Origin of the sequence: Vibrio sp. 10N.286.55.E10, from assembly GCF_002872555.1 — a bacterium.
GTDB classification, from domain to species: Bacteria; Pseudomonadota; Gammaproteobacteria; order Enterobacterales; family Vibrionaceae; genus Vibrio; species Vibrio crassostreae.
In genome coordinates this window covers 25,880-46,839 of record NZ_MCSD01000017.1, presented here as the reverse complement: position 1 = coordinate 46,839, position 20,960 = coordinate 25,880, and the positions used below count along the sequence as shown (strand labels likewise).

The 20,960-nt window shown below is 45.6% G+C and carries 22 protein-coding genes; 18 read left to right on the top strand and 4 right to left on the bottom strand.

From position 1 onward, the window contains the following. Window positions 1-15: 15 nt before the first annotated feature. The gene (locus BCV39_RS11950; protein ID WP_017062268.1) at window positions 16-522 is read left to right on the top strand and encodes a hypothetical protein; all 507 of its coding nucleotides are present in this window, start codon (window positions 16-18) and stop codon (window positions 520-522) included. A 128-nt stretch (window positions 523-650) separates the two neighbouring features. On the opposite strand, the gene BCV39_RS11945 is transcribed toward BCV39_RS11950, so the two are convergent. The 3 genes from BCV39_RS11945 to BCV39_RS11935 are packed head-to-tail and all read right to left on the bottom strand — an operon-like array spanning window position 651 to window position 3,407. Continuing rightward, a complete protein-coding gene (locus tag BCV39_RS11945) occupies window positions 651-1,892 on the bottom strand; it encodes a tryptophan 7-halogenase (RefSeq protein WP_017062269.1) in 1,242 nt (413 codons plus the stop codon). Between the two features lie 23 nt (window positions 1,893-1,915). Further along, window positions 1,916-2,989 carry a methyltransferase gene (locus BCV39_RS11940; RefSeq protein ID WP_017062270.1) on the bottom strand — a complete coding sequence of 358 codons (1,074 nt, stop codon included), beginning with the start codon at window positions 2,987-2,989 and terminating at the stop codon, window positions 1,916-1,918. A 28-nt stretch (window positions 2,990-3,017) separates the two neighbouring features. Beyond that, window positions 3,018-3,407, bottom strand: coding sequence for a hypothetical protein (locus tag BCV39_RS11935; RefSeq protein WP_017062271.1), 390 nt, complete (start codon window positions 3,405-3,407; stop codon window positions 3,018-3,020). Between the two features lie 72 nt (window positions 3,408-3,479). Here BCV39_RS11935 and BCV39_RS11930 point away from each other — a divergent pair, with 72 nt between their 5' ends. The 17 genes from BCV39_RS11930 (at window position 3,480) to BCV39_RS11850 (ending at window position 19,210) form a co-directional block, all read left to right on the top strand. Beyond that, on the top strand, window positions 3,480-4,226 hold the full coding sequence (locus BCV39_RS11930) for a beta-ketoacyl synthase chain length factor (RefSeq protein WP_170960949.1): 747 nt from the start codon (window positions 3,480-3,482) through the stop codon (window positions 4,224-4,226). After that, window positions 4,226-4,996 (top strand): lysophospholipid acyltransferase family protein, encoded by a 771-nt coding sequence (locus BCV39_RS11925; RefSeq protein WP_102393643.1) that lies wholly within the window; start codon window positions 4,226-4,228, stop codon window positions 4,994-4,996. Before BCV39_RS11930 ends, BCV39_RS11925 begins: the two co-directional genes overlap by 1 nt. Before the next feature lie 105 nt (window positions 4,997-5,101). Next, on the top strand, window positions 5,102-5,362 hold the full coding sequence (locus tag BCV39_RS11920; RefSeq protein ID WP_004736154.1) for a phosphopantetheine-binding protein: 261 nt from the start codon (window positions 5,102-5,104) through the stop codon (window positions 5,360-5,362). A gap of 10 nt (window positions 5,363-5,372) precedes the next feature. Continuing rightward, window positions 5,373-5,630 (top strand): acyl carrier protein, encoded by a 258-nt coding sequence (locus BCV39_RS11915; protein WP_004739745.1) that lies wholly within the window; start codon window positions 5,373-5,375, stop codon window positions 5,628-5,630. Continuing rightward, window positions 5,630-6,187: a septation protein IspZ gene (locus BCV39_RS11910; protein WP_048661929.1), complete on the top strand. Its 558-nt coding sequence runs from the start codon at window positions 5,630-5,632 to the stop codon at window positions 6,185-6,187. Before BCV39_RS11915 ends, BCV39_RS11910 begins: the two co-directional genes overlap by 1 nt. Before the next feature lie 6 nt (window positions 6,188-6,193). Continuing rightward, complete coding sequence (locus BCV39_RS11905; RefSeq protein ID WP_102432355.1) at window positions 6,194-7,582, top strand: AMP-binding protein; 1,389 nt, start codon at window positions 6,194-6,196, stop codon at window positions 7,580-7,582. Between the two features lie 88 nt (window positions 7,583-7,670). Further along, window positions 7,671-8,033, top strand: coding sequence for a 3-hydroxyacyl-ACP dehydratase (locus tag BCV39_RS11900; protein ID WP_048659801.1), 363 nt, complete (start codon window positions 7,671-7,673; stop codon window positions 8,031-8,033). Continuing rightward, window positions 8,026-9,828, top strand: a complete 1,803-nt coding sequence (locus tag BCV39_RS11895) for a glycosyltransferase family 2 protein (protein ID WP_102432354.1) — start codon at window positions 8,026-8,028, stop codon at window positions 9,826-9,828. Before BCV39_RS11900 ends, BCV39_RS11895 begins: the two co-directional genes overlap by 8 nt. Next, window positions 9,806-11,353, top strand: coding sequence for an aromatic amino acid ammonia-lyase (locus BCV39_RS11890; RefSeq protein WP_048659799.1), 1,548 nt, complete (start codon window positions 9,806-9,808; stop codon window positions 11,351-11,353). The genes BCV39_RS11895 and BCV39_RS11890 overlap by 23 nt, the downstream gene beginning before the upstream one ends. Before the next feature lie 73 nt (window positions 11,354-11,426). Beyond that, complete coding sequence (locus BCV39_RS11885; RefSeq protein ID WP_102432353.1) at window positions 11,427-11,957, top strand: acyl-CoA thioesterase; 531 nt, start codon at window positions 11,427-11,429, stop codon at window positions 11,955-11,957. Next, window positions 11,944-12,642 carry an outer membrane lipoprotein carrier protein LolA gene (locus BCV39_RS11880; RefSeq protein WP_102432352.1) on the top strand — a complete coding sequence of 233 codons (699 nt, stop codon included), beginning with the start codon at window positions 11,944-11,946 and terminating at the stop codon, window positions 12,640-12,642. The genes BCV39_RS11885 and BCV39_RS11880 overlap by 14 nt, the downstream gene beginning before the upstream one ends. Continuing rightward, window positions 12,614-14,986 carry an MMPL family transporter gene (locus tag BCV39_RS11875; protein ID WP_102432351.1) on the top strand — a complete coding sequence of 791 codons (2,373 nt, stop codon included), beginning with the start codon at window positions 12,614-12,616 and terminating at the stop codon, window positions 14,984-14,986. The genes BCV39_RS11880 and BCV39_RS11875 overlap by 29 nt, the downstream gene beginning before the upstream one ends. Next, the gene (locus BCV39_RS11870) at window positions 14,983-15,606 is read left to right on the top strand and encodes a DUF3261 domain-containing protein (RefSeq protein ID WP_048659797.1); all 624 of its coding nucleotides are present in this window, start codon (window positions 14,983-14,985) and stop codon (window positions 15,604-15,606) included. The genes BCV39_RS11875 and BCV39_RS11870 overlap by 4 nt, the downstream gene beginning before the upstream one ends. Before the next feature lie 5 nt (window positions 15,607-15,611). Next, a complete protein-coding gene (locus BCV39_RS11865; protein ID WP_102432350.1) occupies window positions 15,612-16,811 on the top strand; it encodes a beta-ketoacyl-[acyl-carrier-protein] synthase family protein in 1,200 nt (399 codons plus the stop codon). After that, entirely contained in the window at window positions 16,804-17,268 is a 465-nt protein-coding gene (locus BCV39_RS11860; protein ID WP_057622866.1) for a hotdog family protein, read from the top strand. Before BCV39_RS11865 ends, BCV39_RS11860 begins: the two co-directional genes overlap by 8 nt. After that, window positions 17,265-17,990 carry a 3-ketoacyl-ACP reductase FabG2 gene (locus BCV39_RS11855; RefSeq protein WP_019824153.1) on the top strand — a complete coding sequence of 242 codons (726 nt, stop codon included), beginning with the start codon at window positions 17,265-17,267 and terminating at the stop codon, window positions 17,988-17,990. The genes BCV39_RS11860 and BCV39_RS11855 overlap by 4 nt, the downstream gene beginning before the upstream one ends. Next, the gene (locus BCV39_RS11850; protein WP_017062286.1) at window positions 17,987-19,210 is read left to right on the top strand and encodes a beta-ketoacyl-ACP synthase; all 1,224 of its coding nucleotides are present in this window, start codon (window positions 17,987-17,989) and stop codon (window positions 19,208-19,210) included. The genes BCV39_RS11855 and BCV39_RS11850 overlap by 4 nt, the downstream gene beginning before the upstream one ends. 84 nt (window positions 19,211-19,294) lie before the next feature. On the opposite strand, the gene gltX is transcribed toward BCV39_RS11850, so the two are convergent. Next, a complete protein-coding gene (gltX, locus tag BCV39_RS11845) occupies window positions 19,295-20,722 on the bottom strand; it encodes a glutamate--tRNA ligase (protein ID WP_017069020.1) in 1,428 nt (475 codons plus the stop codon). Between the last annotated feature and the right edge of the window lie 238 nt (window positions 20,723-20,960).

The window sequence follows — 20,960 nt, the reverse complement described above, 5'->3', positions numbered from 1 at the left end:
ATCACTTAGCAAACTATGAGTCAGAATAATCTAATTGGTGCTACCGGTTACCGCTTTATCTCGAAAGGCAAAACCGCTTTTAAGATCCACATCCATACTCCCGAAGATACGGTGCTGCATCGGTCGGTCGGTTTTGTTCGTATGGGTGAAGACAAAGCACTAAAGAAAACCATTAAATTAAGAGATGAACTGGGCAGACAGCTTTGGGGTAAATTTTGGCCCAAAGTCCTCAAAGAGCCCTACCTAATGACGCGCCTGCCTCATAGTTTAGAACCCAAAATTGTATTCAAGCCAAATCCAACTCAGAGTGATCCTGAGCACCGCGACGAGTGCTACATCGCTAAGTGGCGCGTCTTCTCTGAGAATGGTGACTACAAGTACAAAACCAAGGTATGTTCAATCAGAAAGCACGGCCGACTTGCAGCTTATAGCCAAACCAAACGTGCGCTGCTTGATGCTCACAAAGACGTAATTGATCTACTTATATTTATGGGACGGTTGAACAGCATCGACTTAAAATAGGCTTAAATCCGATTAAGCTGACCGCCCATATTTTTCAGATACAAAAACAGCCGCACATTGCGGCTGTTTTTAATTTATGACGATCCATCGTGGCAATTTAGAGTATTGCTACATACAAAATCGATTACCTAGTTTCGGCATATCTCAGCCAGTGTCGCCAATCGGCGCTTAGACTCTTTCACATAAGGGTTGGCTTGATCCCATGCGTAACCCGCCAGAATTGAGCACACCATCTGCTTAATCTTTGGATTTGGATCTTGATAGAAAATCACATCCTGCAAAGTACCTGAGTACCACCCCTCAACATACGTTCTAAAGGTGTTTACACCAACCATCAAAGGAGCGGCATAATCGCGTTCCCAATCTACCTTCTCACCGTTAAGTTGCTTTTCGACACACTCAACCGCAAACTGTGCCGACTTCATCGCAATCGTCACGCCTGACGAGAACACCGGGTCAAGGAACTCACCAGCATTGCCAAGCAACGCGTACTTATCCGTCGCCAAATGTTTTACATTGGCAGAATAGCCACCAATTTCACCCGCAGGGTTTGGATACTCGGCGCTTGCCAGTATCTCAGCCAAGCCCGGCTCTTCCGCTGCCAGCTGTTTAATTGCAGCAATCTTGTCTTCTGGATAGGACTCAAAGAACTTAGGCTCTCCTACGACACCAAACGAAGAGACACCGTTACTAAACGGGATCAACCAATACCAAACATCAGGGTTGGTTGGATGCACAGAGATAAGAATTTTATTTCGGTCATATTCAAGATCGGTATCCACCTCTGCAATATGATCGTTAATGTGCGTAAAAATAGCTTTGCGTGGAGGGAGCGATGACGGCTCTGCCAAGTTAAGCATTTTTGGTAGCACTCGACCAAAACCACTGCCATCCAGAACGTATTGCGCTTCTATCTGATAACGCTCTCCACCCAGCACTTGTACATCTAAAATGGTGCTGTCGTCGGTGAAATTAATGCCCATTAACTCATGTTGGTAATCAATGCAGACACCCTGCGCCTCAGCCGTATCTGCCAAAACCTTATCAAAGGCACCTCGCTGAACCTGAAACGTAGTTCCAGGGCCAGAAGAGAACTTGTCTTCAAAATTAAACGCCGTATAAACGCCATTTTTGCGAAAGGCAGCGCCATCTTTGTATTGGAAGTTAGCGTTGATCACTGCGTCAGTCATCCCAGCCTGTTCAATCACTTCCATACAAGCTGGTAATAGGCTTTCACCAATAGAAAAGCGAGGGAATACGCTCTTTTCAATCACTCGAACATCGATGCCTTTTTTATGAAGTAAAGACGCAGCAATAGACCCTGATGGCCCAGCTCCGATGATCACCACTTGAGTTGATAGTTTTTTCATTATTTAAGCCATGTTTGTTATTTTTATTGCGCGCCAGCTTTCAATTCTAGAAGCGTGTGACCAAGACCGATATCGTCGGTACGCGTTACCACTTCAAAGCCCGCTTCTTCAACAATCTCTAAGAAATCTTCACTGCGGTAAAAACGACTGTTGCCATTGGCCAAGCAGGTAAAGTAGAGAGACGTCGCGTTTAAGCTATAAGAAGCCGCATCGTATTTCTGTGAATCCCAAAACAGTTCAAGGATATAGACAGTCGCATCTTCTGACATATGAGAGCGAACGCGCTTTAATATGCTCAGAATCTCCATTGGCGAGAAACAATCAAGGAACTGACTCATCCACCAAACATCCGCGCCCGTTGGCAGAGTTTGCTGTTTATCGAGCATATTCGCTGGGAATGGCGTGACTCGCTCTTGATGACCATGCTTTGCCGCGTTTGCCATTGCCATTTCTAGCTGCTGTGGCAAATCAACAATCGTCACCTCAACGTCCGCATCATGGTTGCAGCATTGCATCGCCCACTTACCCGTGTTGCCGCCGATATCCACCAGCGACTTAGGTTTCTTGCTGAAGACTTTTTCAAGTAACACAGGGAACGAGCGATCCGAATAGAAGTGATCAAACTTGAACCAACTCTCTTTTGCTTTTTCTGGCAATTGAGACAAGCCTTGGTAAATGGTTTCCCAATCACCCAACTCTTTCAAGCCTGCAGGTGTGCCTTCTTCAATCGCTTCTGTTAGATGCATCATCGCGGCATAACAAACATCGGCTGTGAAATCCATGTTTGCGTTAGTCATACCATCATGCAGAAGGTAGAAACCAAGGTTAGCCATTTTGTAGTTAGGCTTTTCCCAAGTCACAATATGAGCACTTAACGCCATATCGAGCAGGACTTTCACGCCGTACTCAGAGACACCGGTCGATTCAGAGATAGACTCTGCTGGTAAACCCTCGTTGCCCGCGTCATCTAACGCTTTCAAAATGCCTAAATCACGAAGTGTACGAGCAGTATGAAAAACAATCGGAGCGAAAGACAATTTCTGCGCTTCTGTTTTTGCTTCTAATGCGTTGAATGGATCTAATTTATATTCCGACACGAAAAACCTAACTTTAAATAATAGAGAGTTACTCAGCTGCCATTTGCGCAAGCTTACGTTTAATATCAACGTTTAAGTTATTAACCCAACGGTTGTAATTACGGTGTATTTCACCATCGTCGTACTTCAAATTCTCTGATTCAACGTAAAGAATAGAGTAAAACTTATCACTATAAGGAATTTCAACCACAGCGTGGTGCGAACGAACATACAATTCAGCGCGGATCAAACCAGGCTTTATTTCTGAAACCAACCAGCCTCGATTTTCAGCAGATTCAGAAATAGCTGATTTAACCTGTTTACTTTGAAGATTCAGTGCAACTGGAGTATCCTCAACATTCATTACAGGTTGGACGCGTCCACATCCTGCAAGAACGAATATGAATAACATTGAAACTGCTATTTTTAGTAATTTCATTTAAATTCCTTATCTGTGTTTATTTATAAGCGCGCATAGTATTTAGTTAGACTCAAAGCAAATCAATACTCTATGTCAAATCAATCCCAATTAATGTCGTTTAATATTGAGAAATGGTCTGCAAATTCAGCGGGGCTCAATTCTATTGCTGAATGGCAAGCGTGGAGCACTAATTTAGATTGGCCACAAGATGGCTCAACTGAATTTAAAGCTATTCCTCCAATGATGCGCCGCCGAATGAGTGTGCAAAGCAAACTTGCTGTCCAAACCGCGTTAACCCTATTAAAAGACACCTCGATTGATTATCTGGTCTTTGCTAGCCGACATGGTGAGTTGCATCGAACCGCCACTTTGATTCAGTCGATATTAGAAGGTGACGATGCCTCACCAATGGCGTTCTCGCAGTCGGTACATAATACCGCAGCCGGTCTAACCACCATTGCCGCCAAAGCACCGATTCCACTGACTTCAATAGCCGCAGGGCAAGATACTTTCCATAACGCTCTGATCGAAGCTTATCTTTACCTTCATCAATATCCGTCGCATCGAGTGTTAGTTATCGATTTCGACCAACCTCTGCCCGAGCTCTACCAAGAGTACGAAACACAGAACTTTGCTGATTATGCGCTGGGCTTAATGCTCACCGCTGGCAGTGAATACTCTATTACTAGGACAGTAGAGACCAACCAAGCATCTTCCGTGTTACCACAAGGGTTACAAACGCTCCAACATATCTTATTAGGTACAAATAAGTGGGCTATTGCTGGCAAGCACCAAACTTGGTCTTGGGTAAATAACACCGAGACAGGTACAGCGTAATGAGCAGAGTAGACCAGTATTGGCGAGTATTCGCGACAGGCCTCTGCTTTACCATCTTTGGTTTGGGTGGCTTAGTATTGAGCTTCTTAATCTTACCGACTATCGCGCTAACCACTCCCAATACCATTAAAAGAGAGCTTAAAGCACAGCGATTAATCCGTTTCTCATTCAATGCGTTTTGCCAGATCATGAAGTTCACCGGAGCAATCGATTACCGAATTGATGGTGCCGAGCTGCTACGTGAAGATCGTAATTGCATCATCGTTGCCAACCACCCAAGTTTGATTGACTATGTGCTGATCGCCTCCCAACTTCCTCAATGTGATTGCCTCGTCAAAGCGGCCATTTGGGAAAACCCTTTTATGAAAAGGATTGTCAAAGCGGCAGGTTATATACCGAACCAAGCCCCTGACGATCTTTTAGAGCGCTGTGAAGAACGCTTCTCACGTGGCAATGTCCTGCTGATTTTTCCCGAAGGAACTCGCACAACGCCAGGAATTGAACCATCCTTACAGCGTGGGGCGGCACAAATCGCGACTCGAACACAAACCGATTTACGCGTGATTCATATTACGGTTTCTCCGACATTCTTAACGAAAGAGAAAAAATGGTATCAAGTTCCTGCGTCGAAGCCCTTTTTTCATGTCGCGGTGAAAGGTAAAATAGAAGTCGAACCATTTATTGAAGGCTCAAATAATTTAACTTCGGCAGCAAGGCGCCTTAATCATCATCTTGCACAAACAATTTTCCCTTCCGAAGAAAACATTTAGCGTATCAATAACATAACAGGCGATATCGGCATTTCGAAAATACCTCATATAATGTAGAATCGCCCCCTTAAAGCAGCATTCAGATAAAGCATTAAGTAGGCCAAAGTGGAAACATTACACAACGAACTGAAACAACTGATCATCGACGCATTGAACCTTGAAGACATGAGCATTGATGAGATTGAAACGGAAGCTCCACTATTTGGTGATGGACTTGGACTAGACTCTATCGATGCCCTTGAGCTTGGCCTTGCTATCAAGAAAAAGTACAACATTGTTATCGATGCAGATGATTCAAACACTCGACAGCACTTTGCGTCAGTTGAAAATCTAGCGAACTACATCTCTTCTCAAACGAATAACTAGACAGATCTTTATGACACAAGCTAACCAACAAGAAGTATACAACCAGGTTAAAGATGCGCTTATTGAGCTGTTCGAGCTTGACGCTGAAGATATCACCCCTGAAGCTCATCTCTATCTTGATCTAGACCTAGACAGCATTGATGCCGTTGATTTGGTCGTTCACCTACAGAACGTCACAGGTAAGAAGATCAAACCTGAAGAGTTCAAAGCAGTGCGCACCGTTAATGACGTTGTCGAATCTGTGGTTGAACTATTGAAGGACGCCTAATGCGTCCTCTGCTGACTTTACTGTCGGCAATTATACTTTTCACTTATCCAATAGCGGTTTACTTTGGACTCAACAAGTTTGGCTTACAAACCGTTGGTATTGCCTTAGCCGCTATCTTTGCTGTACGCATTTTCACCGGCGGTCAGGCTAAAATCAAAGAGCTAAAACACCTAGCTTGGATCAGTGGAAGTGCCGGTATTGTTCTGCTGGCTTTAGGCTTAGCCTTTAAGCAACACGGCTGGCTAACCTATTATCCCGTTATCGTTAATGTTTGTATGCTGGTTGTATTCGCTTCGAGCCTATGGCAACCACAAACGATTATCGAACGTCTTGCTCGCCTTCAAGAGCCTGAACTTCCGCAAAGTGGCGTTGATTACACACGAAAAGTCACCAAAATGTGGTGCTTGTTCTTTGTTATCAATGGCTCTATTGCCCTTTACACCTGCTTCCAACCGCTAGAAGTATGGACCCTATACAATGGCTTACTCAGCTATCTGTTTGCAGGGTTACTCTTTGCAGGAGAGTGGGTAGTAAGACAGCGCATTCGTCAGAGTTAAATTGTTATGACCCAAACCGTATCTTACACCTCGTTGTCTGAGCTTCTCAGCCAGGACAGAGCCCCTGAATCTATTGTCTGCTTTGACGACAATAGCGAGATTACGTGGCAAACACTTAACGACGACTTATCTCAACTCGTACAATTTTTGTCTTTATCCCCTTTTCAACGAATCGCGATTTGTACCCAAGACAGCTACCTATTTGCGGTGGCCTTTTTGGCATGTGCAGCAGCCAACAAACACATCATCTTACCGGGCAACTACCAGCCATGTGCGCTTGCTGAGTTAAGTAAGCAGTTTGATTGCCTGCTAGTTGATAACTCGATTGGCGAAGTTGAGGTGAGTGACGTTCGTAATATCCAAACCTTATTGGATTCAAACACTGAAGCACAAAAACCTCTAACCGAGAATCTTACGACCATTGATTTGGCAACAGTCCCATTAACTCTGTTCACTTCAGGTTCAAGTGGCACGCCAAAAGCGATAGATAAAACGTTAGAACACCTCGATATTGAGACCGCTCAGTTACACAAGAACTGGGGGGAGTTACTCAAGGGAAACCAAATCCAAAGCACAGTTTCTCATCAACATATCTATGGTTTGCTGTTTAGAATCTTATGGCCACTATGCTCTGGTGTTCCATTTGCTCGACACAACCTTGAATACCCAGAACAGATCTTATCTCACGCAAATCAAAACTGTGTACTGATCAGCAGCCCAGCGCTACTTAAACGATTAAAGCATGAGACCAACAAGGTACAACTTGCAGGAATCTTCTCTTCGGGTGGTCCATTGCCTACCGAGTCGGCTCACCAGTCACGAGATCTACTAGGACATTTACCTATCGAGGTATTTGGCAGCACAGAGACCGGTGGCATCGCCTTTCGCCAACAAGAGAGCGCTCAAACCCCTTGGCAACTTTTTGAGTGTATTGAGGCTAGTCTCAACAGTGAGAATTGCATTAAGTTATTGTCGCCCTACATCGATAAGAATAGCTGGTATCAAACCGCTGATGAATGCGAAATGGTCTCGGATAATCAATTCATATTGAAAGGCCGAACCGACCGCGTGATCAAGATAGAAGAAAAACGAGTATCACTGGTTGAAGTGGAGAAACGACTGGAGCAACTGCCTTGGATAAGCGAATGCGTGGTGATTCCATTTGAGGAGCCTGAGCGATTAATCTTAGCCTCTGTTTTGGTATTATCAGATGAAGGCCAAGCCGCTCTATCGACCATGAGCAAAGGCAAATTCTGGTTGATGCTGCGTACAGAGCTCAGAAAGTGGTTAGAGCCAATCGCTATCCCACGAAAGTATCGTATTGTTGATGAGATTCCTCTCAACAGCCAAGGCAAGCGATTAACGTCTCACATAGAACAGCTAATAAAATCATAGAAACCGCTGATCGTATTTTACACTGAGATTATCTTTTTATATTTTTGTCAAAGAACCAATATTTGCCCAAGGATTCTAAGCACGCCCTATGGATAAAAGAAAACCAAACATCATTGCTGTAGACACGGTAGAAAATGAATCGACCCTGACACTTCATGTTAGCGGAGATATCACCGATTTTAAGGGGCACTTCAAGAGCTTCCCTATTCTACCTGGCGTCACGCAAATTGATTGGGCACTTCACTACGCAATCCAAGAGTTAGGCGTTCCTGGTTTCTTTAAAGGAATGGAAGTCATCAAGTTCCAAGAGCCTATCCTGCCTGATGCTACAATCCAGCTATCACTCAAATGGGATGCTGACAAAGACAAGCTGAGCTTCAGTTACACCTCAAACAACGGTGAACAGACCCACTCTTCAGGCAAAATGAAGCTGGGAGAGAAAAGTGAATAGCACTCCCGTCGAGGCTACTTCTCAACACCACACAAAAGAAAGCAGCTACAAGGCTTGCTTCCTTATCCCGTGCTTTAACCATGGTGCAACCATGCCGGCTGTGGTGTCGTCACTCCATCATTTTGAGTTACCGATCATCATCGTTGACGATGGCAGTGAACTCACAACAAAACAGTTTCTGTCTCCCCTAGCAGAGAATTCAAACGTAACCTTGGTGACGCTTGAACAGAACCAAGGTAAAGGCGGCGCAGTAAAAGCCGGAATCAAAAAAGCGCAGCAACTAGGCTTTAGCCACGCTATTCAGATAGATGCTGATGGGCAACACGACCTGGAAGCCTTGCCAACATTGATTGAGGCCTCACAAGCTAAGCCACAACGTCTGATATCAGGCCAGCCTATCTACGACGACAGCGTACCCAAAGCAAGGCTCTATGGGCGCTACGCGACACATATCTGGGTATGGATAGAAACCCTTTCTTTATCAATTAAAGACAGCATGTGTGGCTTTAGAGCGTATCCTATCAACCAAACTCAAACTGTGTTGAATAAGTACGATGTTGGTTCGAGAATGGACTTCGATATCGAGATTTTGGTTCGCCTGTATTGGGAAGGTTGCGACATAGACTTCGTTGAAACGCGCGTTATCTATCCTGAGAACGGCATCTCTCATTTCGATGCGCTGTGGGATAACGTCAAAATCAGTTGGATGCATACACGTCTATTCTTCGGCATGCTGCCAAGAGCACCAAAACTGATTGCTCGCCATTTCAAATCCGATTCAGCTGATAATAACCCAAATTTATCGACTGATTCAGAGCCGCAAGCTTCTGAACAACCACACTGGTCCCGCACTCAAGAACGCGGCACTGTATTAGGCATTAAGCTGTTATTAGCCATTTATACCTTGTTAGGTCGCGGTGTGTTCAACCTCATTCTGCGTGGTGTGATGCGTTACTACCACTTGACGGGCCAGCGTGCGCGAAACGCTTCCGAACAATATCTATTCCAATTAAAAGCCTATGCGGAACAGCAAAATATTGAGCTCCCCGGAGAATTAACCAGTTACAACCATCTGCTTTCATTTGGCCATACGATGCTCGACAAGCTCGCGGCATGGAAAGGTGATTTCTCGGCAGATAACCTGACTATTAATGGCCAAGACCAGTTCGAGAGCATGGTGGCAAATAAGCAAGGTGTGCTAATCCTTGGATCTCACCTTGGCAATATTGAGCTGTGCCGAGCTTTGGGTCGCAGACACTCGAACATTAAAATCAACGCTCTGGTTTTCACTGAGCACGCTGAACGTTTTAATTCAGTAATGAAAGCAGTTAACCCGCAGTCTGATTTAAACCTGATTCAAGTGACATCAATGGGGCCAGATACGGCTATCTTATTACAACAGAAGTTGGAGCAAGGAGAATGGATCGTCATTGTTGGCGATAGAACTTCCACCAGCAAAGAGAGCCGCTCAGTATGGGCTGAGTTCTTAGGTAAGGAAGCTCCATTCCCTCAAGGTCCATTTATGTTAGCCTCTGTGCTAAAAGCACCCGTATTTTTACTGTTTGGCCTACGTGACGACTCACAATCTAAGCCGCATTTTAATGTCTATTTCGAGCATTTTAGCGACAAAATCGAGCTACCAAGAAAGACTCGCGAACAATCTTTACAGCAAGTCGTACAGAAATACGCAGACCGACTTCAGCACTACACACTGCAAGCACCGCTTCAGTGGTACAACTTTTTTAACTTTTGGACATTGAGCAACCAGCACCATGACGAAAAAGAATCCAAATAGCATCACTTTTGGTGCCGAACGCCTCACGATTGAGGATGTTGTCGCTATCTCACAGGGCGCAAAAGCCTCGATGAATTCAAGTAACGAGTTCACATCTAAGATCGACCGAGGTGTCGCTTTCTTAGAACGCCTGTTGAAAGAAGAAGGCGTGATTTATGGCGTGACAACGGGTTACGGAGATTCATGTACCGTAGCAATTCCACCAAACCTTGTTGATGAATTACCATTGCATCTAACACGCTTCCACGGTTGTGGCTTGGGTGAAATACTGTCTCATGAGCAAGCTCGTGCAGTATTAGCAACGCGTCTTTGTTCGTTGTCGCAAGGTGTCTCTGGTGTGACTCACGATCTGCTCAATCAAATCGTTACCCTGATCAACCAAAATATTTCACCGCGTATTCCGCAAGAAGGTTCTGTTGGTGCTAGTGGCGACTTGACGCCTCTGTCTTACTTAGCTGCAGCCCTGATCGGCGAGCGCGATGTTATCTACAAGGGTGAAATTCGCCCAACCAGTGACGTCTACAAAGAGCTAGGCATTAGCCCTATCAAACTCAAGCCAAAAGAAGGCTTAGCATTGATGAATGGTACATCAGTGATGACGGCACTGGCTTGTATCGCCTACAAGCGCGCAGAATATCTAGCTCAGCTATCAACTAAGATCACCGCAATGGTATCTGTCGGCATGCATGGCAATGACTTCCACTTCGATGAAGCGCTATTTGCTGTTAAACCACATCCAGGCCAGCAGCAAGTTGCGGCATGGCTGCGTGATGATCTGCAAGCGGATCGCCCGCCACGTAACAGTGATCGACTCCAAGATCGTTACTCTCTGCGCTGTGCTCCACATGTTATCGGCGTGGTTCAAGACTCTCTGCCTTGGCTACGCCAAATGATCGAGAATGAGCTAAACAGTGCCAACGACAACCCGATTATCGATGGTGATAATGAACGCGTACTGCATGGTGGACACTTCTACGGTGGACACATTGCAATGGCGATGGATACGTTAAAAACTGCAGTTGCGAACCTTGCTGATCTGCTTGACCGTCAAATGGCTCAGCTGATGGACTACAAGTTCAACAACGGTTTGCCATTCAACCTAACGGGTGCTGAAGGCGAACGTAAGCCAATCAACCACGGCTTTAAAGCAGTACAGATTGGCGTTTCAGCTTGGACAGCAGAAGCATTGAAACACACCATGCCAGCAAGCGTATTCTCTCGCTCAACCGAGTGTCACAACCAAGATAAAGTGAGTATGGGCACCATCGCAGCTCGTGACTGTTTACGCGTTCTAGAGCTAACCGAACAAGTGGCAGCAGCGTCACTACTGGCGGGGACACAAGCACTCGAACTTCGTAAGCGCCACAATGAGCTTGATGAGCACCACATGAGTGAGAACCTCAAGCACATTCGCGACGAAGTGCTCAAAGAGTTTGAATTTATCGTAGAAGATCGACCACTTGAAGGCGATCTACGCCACTTCATTGCTCGTATTCAAAGTCAGCACTGGTCACTTTACTCATAGAGTAGCTAACCTCATAAAGTAGCTAACTTCATAAAGTAGCCAACCCTTTACGCAATATTGTTGAGAGTGATTTATGTCTGAAATCCTTCATCCATTACAATCTGAGGTGACTCTGATTACCTCATTCCAAGATGCCGACCCGATGGGCGTGATCTATCACGGTAATTACTTCCGATTTTTTGAAGAAGTAAGGCGCATCATGATGGATAAGATTGAGTACAACTACCATGAGATGAAGGACTCAGGCTACATGTGGCCGATCATCGACACGCGTGTAAAGTACATTAAGGCGATACCGTTCAATCATCAGATCAAAGTATCGGCTAAGTTGACTGAATGGGAAAACCGCCTGCGTGTTGACTACGAAATTCACGATGCCAACACAGGTGCTCGCATGACACGCGCCCACACAATGCAGGTTGCGGTGACCATTGAAGAACAAGAGATGTGCTTCGCTTCACCGAAAGTGTTTACAGATAAAGTCGAGTACTGGCACCAGTTTGGCTGCTTACCCCAATCAACTGAGCAGCAACCAAGCGACCAACAATCAGACCAACCTCAAGTATCTAACACACAGCAGCAGGTGAAACATGAGTCTGTTTAAACGCAGTCGCAAACACATAAGCATCGCACTACTAGGGCTTGCCTCAATGATGGCGAGTAGTTTTGTTATTGCTAATGAAAGTACAGCTACGGTTGGTTCTATTTCAGATCTGCAAACAGTATTAAGCGCAAACAACATAGTGCGTGGTGAGTTCACCCAAACGCGCAACATGGAAATGTTCGCCCAGCCTCTAACATCACAAGGTACTTTCCTGTTAGACAAGTCGAATGGTTTGCTTTGGACACAAACTACCCCCTTTCCTGTTAGCTTGGTGCTAACCGATAACAAACTGAGCCAAAGGTTTGCTGATCAACCCGCTAAAATCATCACCGACAAAGAAAACCCAATGGCGTTTTATTTCAGCCATATATTCTTATCGGTGTTCCACGGGGATACGCAAAAACTCCAAGAACAATTCTCACTCGACTTTGAGCCTGCAACCACTACAAACACTGATGAAAGTGCAAACGCAAGTTCACAAGACACACGATGGACACTCACTCTAAAGCCGAAAAGTGCTCCGATGAACGCGGTGTTTGAAGCCATTACGCTGCAAGGTAAAAATGATATTGAACGTATTGAGTTGAGAGAGATTCGTGGAGACAGCACGGTGATCGAATTTAGCCAGTTAAGCCATCTACCGGAAGTATTATCAGATGCTGAAGCGAAACAATTCCAACTCTAGTCTTGCCCTTGTTTGGCTTGTTGTTGTAATGCTATTTAGCGGGTTGTTGATCAAACAATTCGCTTTTTCTTCGTCGGTACCGATTGAAAGCAACATTCTAAAGTTACTGCCCGAAAATCAGCAAGACCCAATGGTAGAGCAAGCCTTTCAGCAGATATCCAGCTCAATGAGCGAGCAAGTGGTATTTATCATAAGCGCTCCCGATATCGAACAAACCATGGTTGCGACTGACGCTTTTGAAAAAGCTCTCAACCAAAGAACTTTTTCAAGTCAGCCAACTCTGTTTAAGCAAGTTCAAGGTAAAATCAACGCCAGCACTCAAAGCCAGTGGAGCGATTTCTATTTTCGTCACCGATCTCAACTGCTGACCCAACAACAAAAAGAGACGCTGACACACTCGCCTGATTCGCGAGCTCAATATGTCATTCAGTCTCTGTACAATCCATTCTCAGGCGTCACTGCAGCAGAGTTATCTCTCGACCCATTCTTGTTATTTCGCGACTACATCAGTGCTGTTGGCGTCCAATCAAGTAACTTTGTTCTGAAAGAGGGCTATCTCACGGCCCAGTCGAATGAGCAAACTCATATTTTAGTCACGGCTACTCTGGCGGGCTCACCTTATAGCTTGGCGATTCAAGAACAACTTCCAGATCTTGATTCAATTGAGCGCGAGGTCGAAAAACAATTTGGCGTCAAGGTGCAGCATACTGGTGTGGTGTTCTACGCCAATTACGGTACCGAAAGCGCGAAATCAGAAATCAGTACCATTGGTTTGGGCTCATTGGCAGGCGTTATTTTATTGGTGTGGCTGACATTTCGTAGTGCACTACCACTTGCCTTATCTTTACTCTCAATCAGTACAGGATTATTGGTTGCACTGGCAAGCACTGTCGCTATCTTTGGTAAGGTGCATCTATTCAGCTTGGTGTTTGGCGCTAGCTTGATTGGCGTATCCATCGATTACTCTTTTCACTATCTCACTGACCGTTTGGCCGCAGGAAGCCACTGGCAGAGCGATAAAGGCCTAAAGTATATTTTCATTGCCATCACTCTAGGTTTAATCACCAGCTTAATCGGATACTTAGGGCTACTGGTTGCGCCATTCCCAGGCTTGCAGCAACTGGCTCTGTTTTCGTCGATTGGACTGATCGCAGCTTACGCCAGTGTGGTGTGCTGGTACCCCGTTTTAGCGGTAAAACCAGGCCAAGAGCGCCCTCTTCCCCTGTCGAAACTTTGGCATACTTGGTTGAGCCTTTGGAGCAACCAAAAATTTAGAATTGGCTTACCGTTAACAGTGACTGCCGTTAGCTTGATGTCACTCAGTCAAATTCGTTACGACGACGATATTCGCCAGCTTCAGGCTATGCCCGAACAACTCAAACAACAAGAGCAAGCCATTACTGAGATATCAGGGTTAGGCAGTGGTCAAAATATGCTTTTGGTCACAGCTCAGAGCGACCAAAAGCTACTCAAAAAATTGACAGAAATCACCACAAGCTTAGATTCGCTGGTCAATAGCCAAGGTATCTCCGGGTATCGCAGCATCAATCAACACTTGTTAAGTAAACAAGAACAGCATGATAACTATCAGTTGGTTGAACAACTCTATAGCCAACAAAGTCATATATTACAAAGCTCTTTCGGTTGGTCTACCTTTCCAGAACTACCAAAATTCGAACCAATCACAGTATCTGGATTTTTGGAGTCTCCGGTATCAGAACCCGTTCGACCACTTTGGTTAAAACCTATCGACGGGCAAGCAGCGTCGGTCATTTTGATAAAAGACGTCACTGATGCTGAGCTGTTCTCACAGTGGTTGGAGTCAGATTTTGCTCAGAAGCAAGGTGTGAAACACCTCAATAAAGCGGATGAAATCTCCTCTCTTTTTGCTGAGTACCGCGTCAAGATTACCGAGCTGTTATTGATAGCATTGGCAGCTATTGGCATGCTGTTAGGCTGGCGCTATGGTGTGAAGCAAAGCCTGTTAATGCTGTTGCCTTCATTGATTGCAGGCGTAGCAGGTTTGGCGGTGACCGGAGTTTTAGGCTCGACACTGAACCTATTTAACCTGCTTGGTTTGATTCTGATTTTAGGGATTGGCATAGACTACACCCTGTTCTTTGCTGAGCAAAAGAAATCGCTGAGCACCTTATTAGCGATCACCTTGTCAGGTCTCACAACACTACTTTCATTCGGCTTACTGTCGCTGAGCCAGACTCATGCTATTCATAGCTTCGGGGTGACGGTTCTGACAGGGATCTTTGTCGCTTGGCTGCTTTCTCCACTCGCGATCAACAGTAGTAAAAACGTAGAAGGACCAATTACTCGAGAGGCTTTTAGATGATCCAGACATTAAAGGTAACCTTCGCCATACTAGTGGGCATTCTAATGAGTGCCTGCTCGATGGTTTCTCAGCAGCCAAGTGGTGCGAGCGTGTCTATCGATCAAGACACCGATCTAGCACTACCACTGCCAGCTGAACTGGGATACTCATTAACAGCCAGTCAGTTGATTAGCGCTACGTGGGAAAATGATACACAGCAGCTTCCGGTTCAAGTCGAAGTCACACCGGGTAAAGTGGTTTTGGCGGGGTTCTCCTCTTGGGGTACTCGCATTCTATCGCTGCAATACCAGAATCAAGTAATTGATACGCAGGTTTTGTCTGGGCTTGGCGCAACTTTGCCACAACCTGAACAGGTGCTATTTAATTTAATGCTTACCTTATGGCCGGCTGAAGCATGGGCTCAGCCTTTACAAAGCATAGGTTGGCACCTAGTCGATACCGACAAAACAAGAACCGTATTTGATGAAAACCAACAGGCAATCATTCAAATTGATTACCAAACAGATCCTGGTACACACAAAACGGCAGGCGACATTGTTTTCAAACATTTGACCCAGGGCTACAACATCACCATACAAACGTTGAACTCAACGATTGTCGACAATCCAAGTAAGAGTTGAACACTATGCCTATTTACATACAAGACTGTGGTTTCCACTCAGCGCTAGGCTCTGAGGTTACCGATATTCATGGCTGTCTGAAAGACGAGCGTGAATCAAATATGGTCGAAGTGCACGATATGCTGAACGATGGTAAACATACTGTCGTTGGTCAGATCGCGGGTGAACTACCACCGATTCCTTCAGATCTTACGCAATACGCCACTCGCAACAATCAACTGGCGCTGTCGGCTCTTCACCAAATTGAAGATTCTATCGAGCAAGCCAAATCTCAGTTTGGCGCAGATAGAATTGCTGTTGTTATTGGCACCAGCACCTCTGGGATCTCCGATGGTGAAGCAGCCTTCAAACAAAAATTGGCAAACGGCGAGTTTCCAGCAGATTACCATTACTCAAAACAAGAGCTTGGTGATACCTCAGAGTTCGTTAGCCAGTATTGCGCATTAACGGGGCCAAACTACGTAATATCTACGGCTTGCTCATCCAGTGGCCGCGTATTTCTGACCGCCCAGCGCTTATTAGATTCAGGTATGGCTGATGCCGTGTTAGTGGGTGGTGTGGATACCTTGTGTAAGCTGACACTCAATGGTTTCCACGGCCTTGAAGCACTCTCAACAACACATTGTAAGCCATTTAGTGCAACCCGAGATGGTATCAACATAGGAGAAGCAGCGGCATTTATGTTGCTCAACAAAACAAAGTTAGCCGGTGTTAATGCAGCACAAGACACGTCAAACATTGCCTTATTGGGCTGTGGGGACAGCTCTGATGCACACCACATTTCAGCGCCTCACCCTGAAGGCAATGGTGCTGAACAAGCAATGAAAAAAGCGTTACATTCTGCACAGTTAAACGCAGAAGACATTGGTTATATCAATGCACATGGTACAGCAACGCCACTCAATGACTCGATGGAAAGTAAAGCCATTCATCGTATTTTTGCAAACAAGGTTCCCGTCAGTTCTACCAAACCGCTGACCGGGCATACTCTAGGCGCAGCAAGTGCGATTGAGGCTGCAATTGCGTGGCATATTTTGAAATATGACTTACCGCTTCCCTTACAAAAATGTCAGGATAAAGCTGAAGATATTGAGATTGATTTGGTAAACTGTTCACAGAAACTTAAAGCAAAGAACATCTTAAGCAACTCGTTTGCTTTTGGTGGCAACAACATTAGCCTGATTTTTGGTGTAGTAAATGACTGATATCCCTTCTGTAGACCAACTTCTCCCTCACGATGATCCGATGATATTAATCGATCGTGCTATCAGCGTAGAAGCGTTGTCGATCCACTGTCAGGTCGATATTGGTGACCATAATCTGTTCTTTGACGCCGAATCTCAAACGGTACCAGCATATGTTGGCATCGAGTTTATGGCGCAGTCTGTAGCGGCATGGTCTGGATATCACGCACTTAAAAACGGCACCACGCCCCCAATCGGATTCTTACTCGGCTCTCGTCGCTATAAATCACTGTGTGATGAGTTTACTCAAGGTCAGACCCTTGATATCTACGCCGAACAGATGATGGAAGACAACGGTATGGCTGTGTTTACCGCAAGAGTCGAAGACCGAGGTGAGTTAGTGGCTCAATGCCAACTCAACGTCTACGTGCCGACCGAACAAAAATTACAAGAAATGAAAACTAGGAGCCCATCATGACCCGTCAGGTTTTAGTCACTGGTGCCAGCAAAGGCATTGGTAAAGCGATCGCTATTCAACTCGCGAAAGACGGATTTGAAATCGCCGTTCATTACATGGGTGACAAGCAAGGTGCTGAGGAGACTCTACAATCGATCACCGAGCAAGGTGGCGCTGGACGTCTTATCCAATTTGATATCAGCAACCGCAGCGAGTGTCGCGAAAAGCTTGAGTCTGATATCGCTGAACATGGTGCTTACTATGGTGTAGTGAACAACGCGGGCATTACTCGTGACACTGCATTCCCCGCGATGACGGAAGAAGAGTGGGATGGTGTGATCCATACCAACCTAGATAGCTTCTACAACGTACTTCACCCTTGTGTAATGCCTATGGTTCAAAAGCGTAAAGGTGGCCGTATCGTCACTCTAGCGTCTGTATCAGGCATTATGGGTAACCGCGGTCAAACTAACTATGCGGCAGCAAAAGCTGGTGTAATTGGCGCGACTAAGTCTCTTGCTCTAGAACTCGCAAAGCGCAAGATCACGGTAAACTGTGTCGCTCCTGGCTTAATTGACACAGGCATGGTTGATGAGCACGTCAAAGATCATGCACTTCCTCAAGTACCACTGCGCCGTATGGGTGAGCCGGAAGAAGTGGCTGGTCTAGTCAGCTACCTAATGTCTGATATTGCAGGCTACGTAACTCGCCAAGTGATTTCAGTAAATGGAGGCTTAGTATGACCCGCCGCGTTGTTGTAACTGGCATGTCTGGTGTTACTGCTTTTGGTAACGACTGGCAACAGATAGAGCCTAAGCTAAAGGCCTGTGAAAATGCGACTCAATATATGCCAAGCTTCGAGCAATATGATGGTCTCAACACAAAACTTGCCGCGCCTATTGATGACTTCCAACTGCCTAAACACTACAAGCGTAAGCAAGTGCGTGGCATGGGCCGTGTATCACGCCTAGCTACCGTTGCGACTGAGAATGCATTGGAGCAAGCCGGCTTAATTGGTCACGATGTATTGACCAATGGCGAAACTGGTATCGCTTACGGCTCTTCAACTGGCAGTACCGATGCGGTTGGTGCTTTCGGAGTAATGCTGAACGAGAAGTCGACACGAGCAATCACAGCAACCACTTACGTTCAAATGATGCCACACACAGCCGCGGTAAACGTAGGTCTGTTCTTTGGTCTGCGTGGCCGCGTGATTCCCACCAGCAGCGCCTGTACTTCAGGAAGCCAAGCCATTGGTTACGCCTATGAAGCGATCAAGCATGGTTACCAAACCGTAATGGTTGCCGGTGGTGGTGAAGAGTTATGCCCAACTGAGTCTGCCGTTTTCGATACCCTTTTCGCTACCAGTTTAAAAAACGACACACCCAAGAAATCCCCTAGCCCATACGACAGCGAGCGTGATGGCTTGGTTATCGGCGAAGGCGCTGGAACCCTGATCCTTGAAGAGTACGAACATGCTGTTGCTCGTGGCGCAAAGATCTACGCAGAAATCATAGGTTTTGCGAGCAACTGTGATGCGGCTCATGTGACTCAACCTCAGATGGAAACCATGCAAATCTGTATGGAGAAAGCATTGAGAGACGCACAACTTCCAGCTGAGAAGATTGGCTATGTTTCTGCGCACGGTACTGCGACTGAAAAAGGTGATATTGCAGAGAGTAACGCGACAGCGAATATCTTTGGTGAAGTACCAATCAGCTCTCTTAAGAGTTACTTTGGCCATACGCTTGGTGCGTGTGGTGCAATTGAAGCGTGGCTCAGCCTAGAGATGATGCATAGCGGTTGGTTCAGCCCAACCCTAAACCTTAAGAATGTCGATGAACAGTGCGGCAAGCTCGATTACATCACGGGCTCAGGTCGCGAATTGGATGTTGAATACTTGATGAGCAACAACTTTGCTTTTGGTGGAATCAACACCTCTATCATCTTCAAGAAAGTCTAAGCTTAGCTACATAAAACGCTAAGTAAATAAAAAGGGCCAGTAACCAAGTTACTGACCCTTTTTTGATTCTATCAATCGCTCAAATTAAGCGTTAGCTTCACGCTCAGCGATGAACTCAAGAGCCATCTTGATACGAGCGATTACGCGCTCTTTACCAACAAGCTCCATCACTGCATCAACAGAAGGAGACTGACCGCCACCTGTTACTGCTACGCGAAGTGGCATGCCGATTTTACCCATGCCGATCTCTAGCTCTTCACATACCGCTGCAATCACACCATCTTTGATGTTTGCAGTCGTGAAATCTTCAAGTGCTTCAACCTTAGCAAGAGCAAGCTCTAATGGGCCTTTAGCAACACCACGTAGGTGCTTCTTAGCCGCGCCAGCTTCAAACTCAGAGAAATCTTCGTAGAAGTAACGAGATTGCTCAGCAAGTTCGATAAGCGTGTTACAACGCTCGCCAACTAGCTTGATCACTTCAGTGATAGCTGGACCGTTTGTTGTATCGATCTTCTGTGCGTCTAGGTGCCATTGCAGGTATTTTGCAACGTACTCAGGCTCAGATGTCTTGATGTAGTGGTTGTTCAACCAAAGTAGCTTATCAGTGTTGAATGCAGAAGCAGACTTGCTGATAGCGTTCAGGCTGAAGAATTCAATCATCTCTTCTTGAGAGAAGATCTCTTGGTCACCGTGAGACCAGCCTAAACGAACTAGATAGTTGTTTAATGCATTTGGTAGGTAACCTTCATCGCGGTATTGCATTACAGAAACAGCACCGTGACGCTTAGAAAGTTTCGCACCGTCATCACCAAGAATCATTGCACAGTGAGCGAACGTTGGAACTGGCGCGCCTAGTGCTTCATAGATGTTGATTTGACGAGGTGTGTTGTTGATGTGGTCTTCACCACGAACAACGTGTGTGATACCCATGTCCCAGTCATCCACTACTACTACGAAGTTGTAAGTTGGTGCACCGTCTGTACGACGAATGATCAGGTCATCAAGTTGGCTGTTTGCGATTTCAATGCGACCACGGATTTGGTCATCAAATACTACGCTGCCTTCTTTAGGGTTACGGAAACGGATAACGCACGCATCGCCTTCTTTTGCTGCTTCGTTTGCTGCAACAATTTTAGGGTGGTTAGCATCGTAGCGAGCCATTTCCTTGTTTTCTTCTTGCTCTGCACGAATTTCATCAAGCAGCTCTTTAGACGCGTAGCATTTGAATGCTTTGTCTTCAGCAAGTAGCTTATCAACCATTTCGTTGTAACGGTCAAAACGCTTAGATTGGTAGTAAGGACCTTCGTCCCATTCCATACCCATCCATTGCATGCCTTCTAGAATTGCATCAACCGCTTCTTGAGAGTTACGCTCAAGGTCTGTGTCTTCGATACGTAGAACGAATTCACCGCCTTGGTTTTTAGCGAATAGCCAAGAGTAAAGTGCAGTACGTGCACCACCAACGTGAAGATAGCCAGTTGGGCTAGGAGCAAAACGAGTTTTAACCGTCATTTAAATACCTTGATTATGTAGGTGATTCTTTTAGTGCTCGCCATTACAAAACCTGTAACAGAAAAATATCACTAAATTTTGGGCGCTATTTTATCACCACCGCTTAAATCTACAATCAGTAGTGAATGATTAATGCACTGTTGTTGTACGAAAGCTGTTATTGAAAGACTAAGTACGTCTTCAAAGTAGCAAATCGATGGTATTAGCCTGTAGATTATAGTCGCACATTCTTTATTCC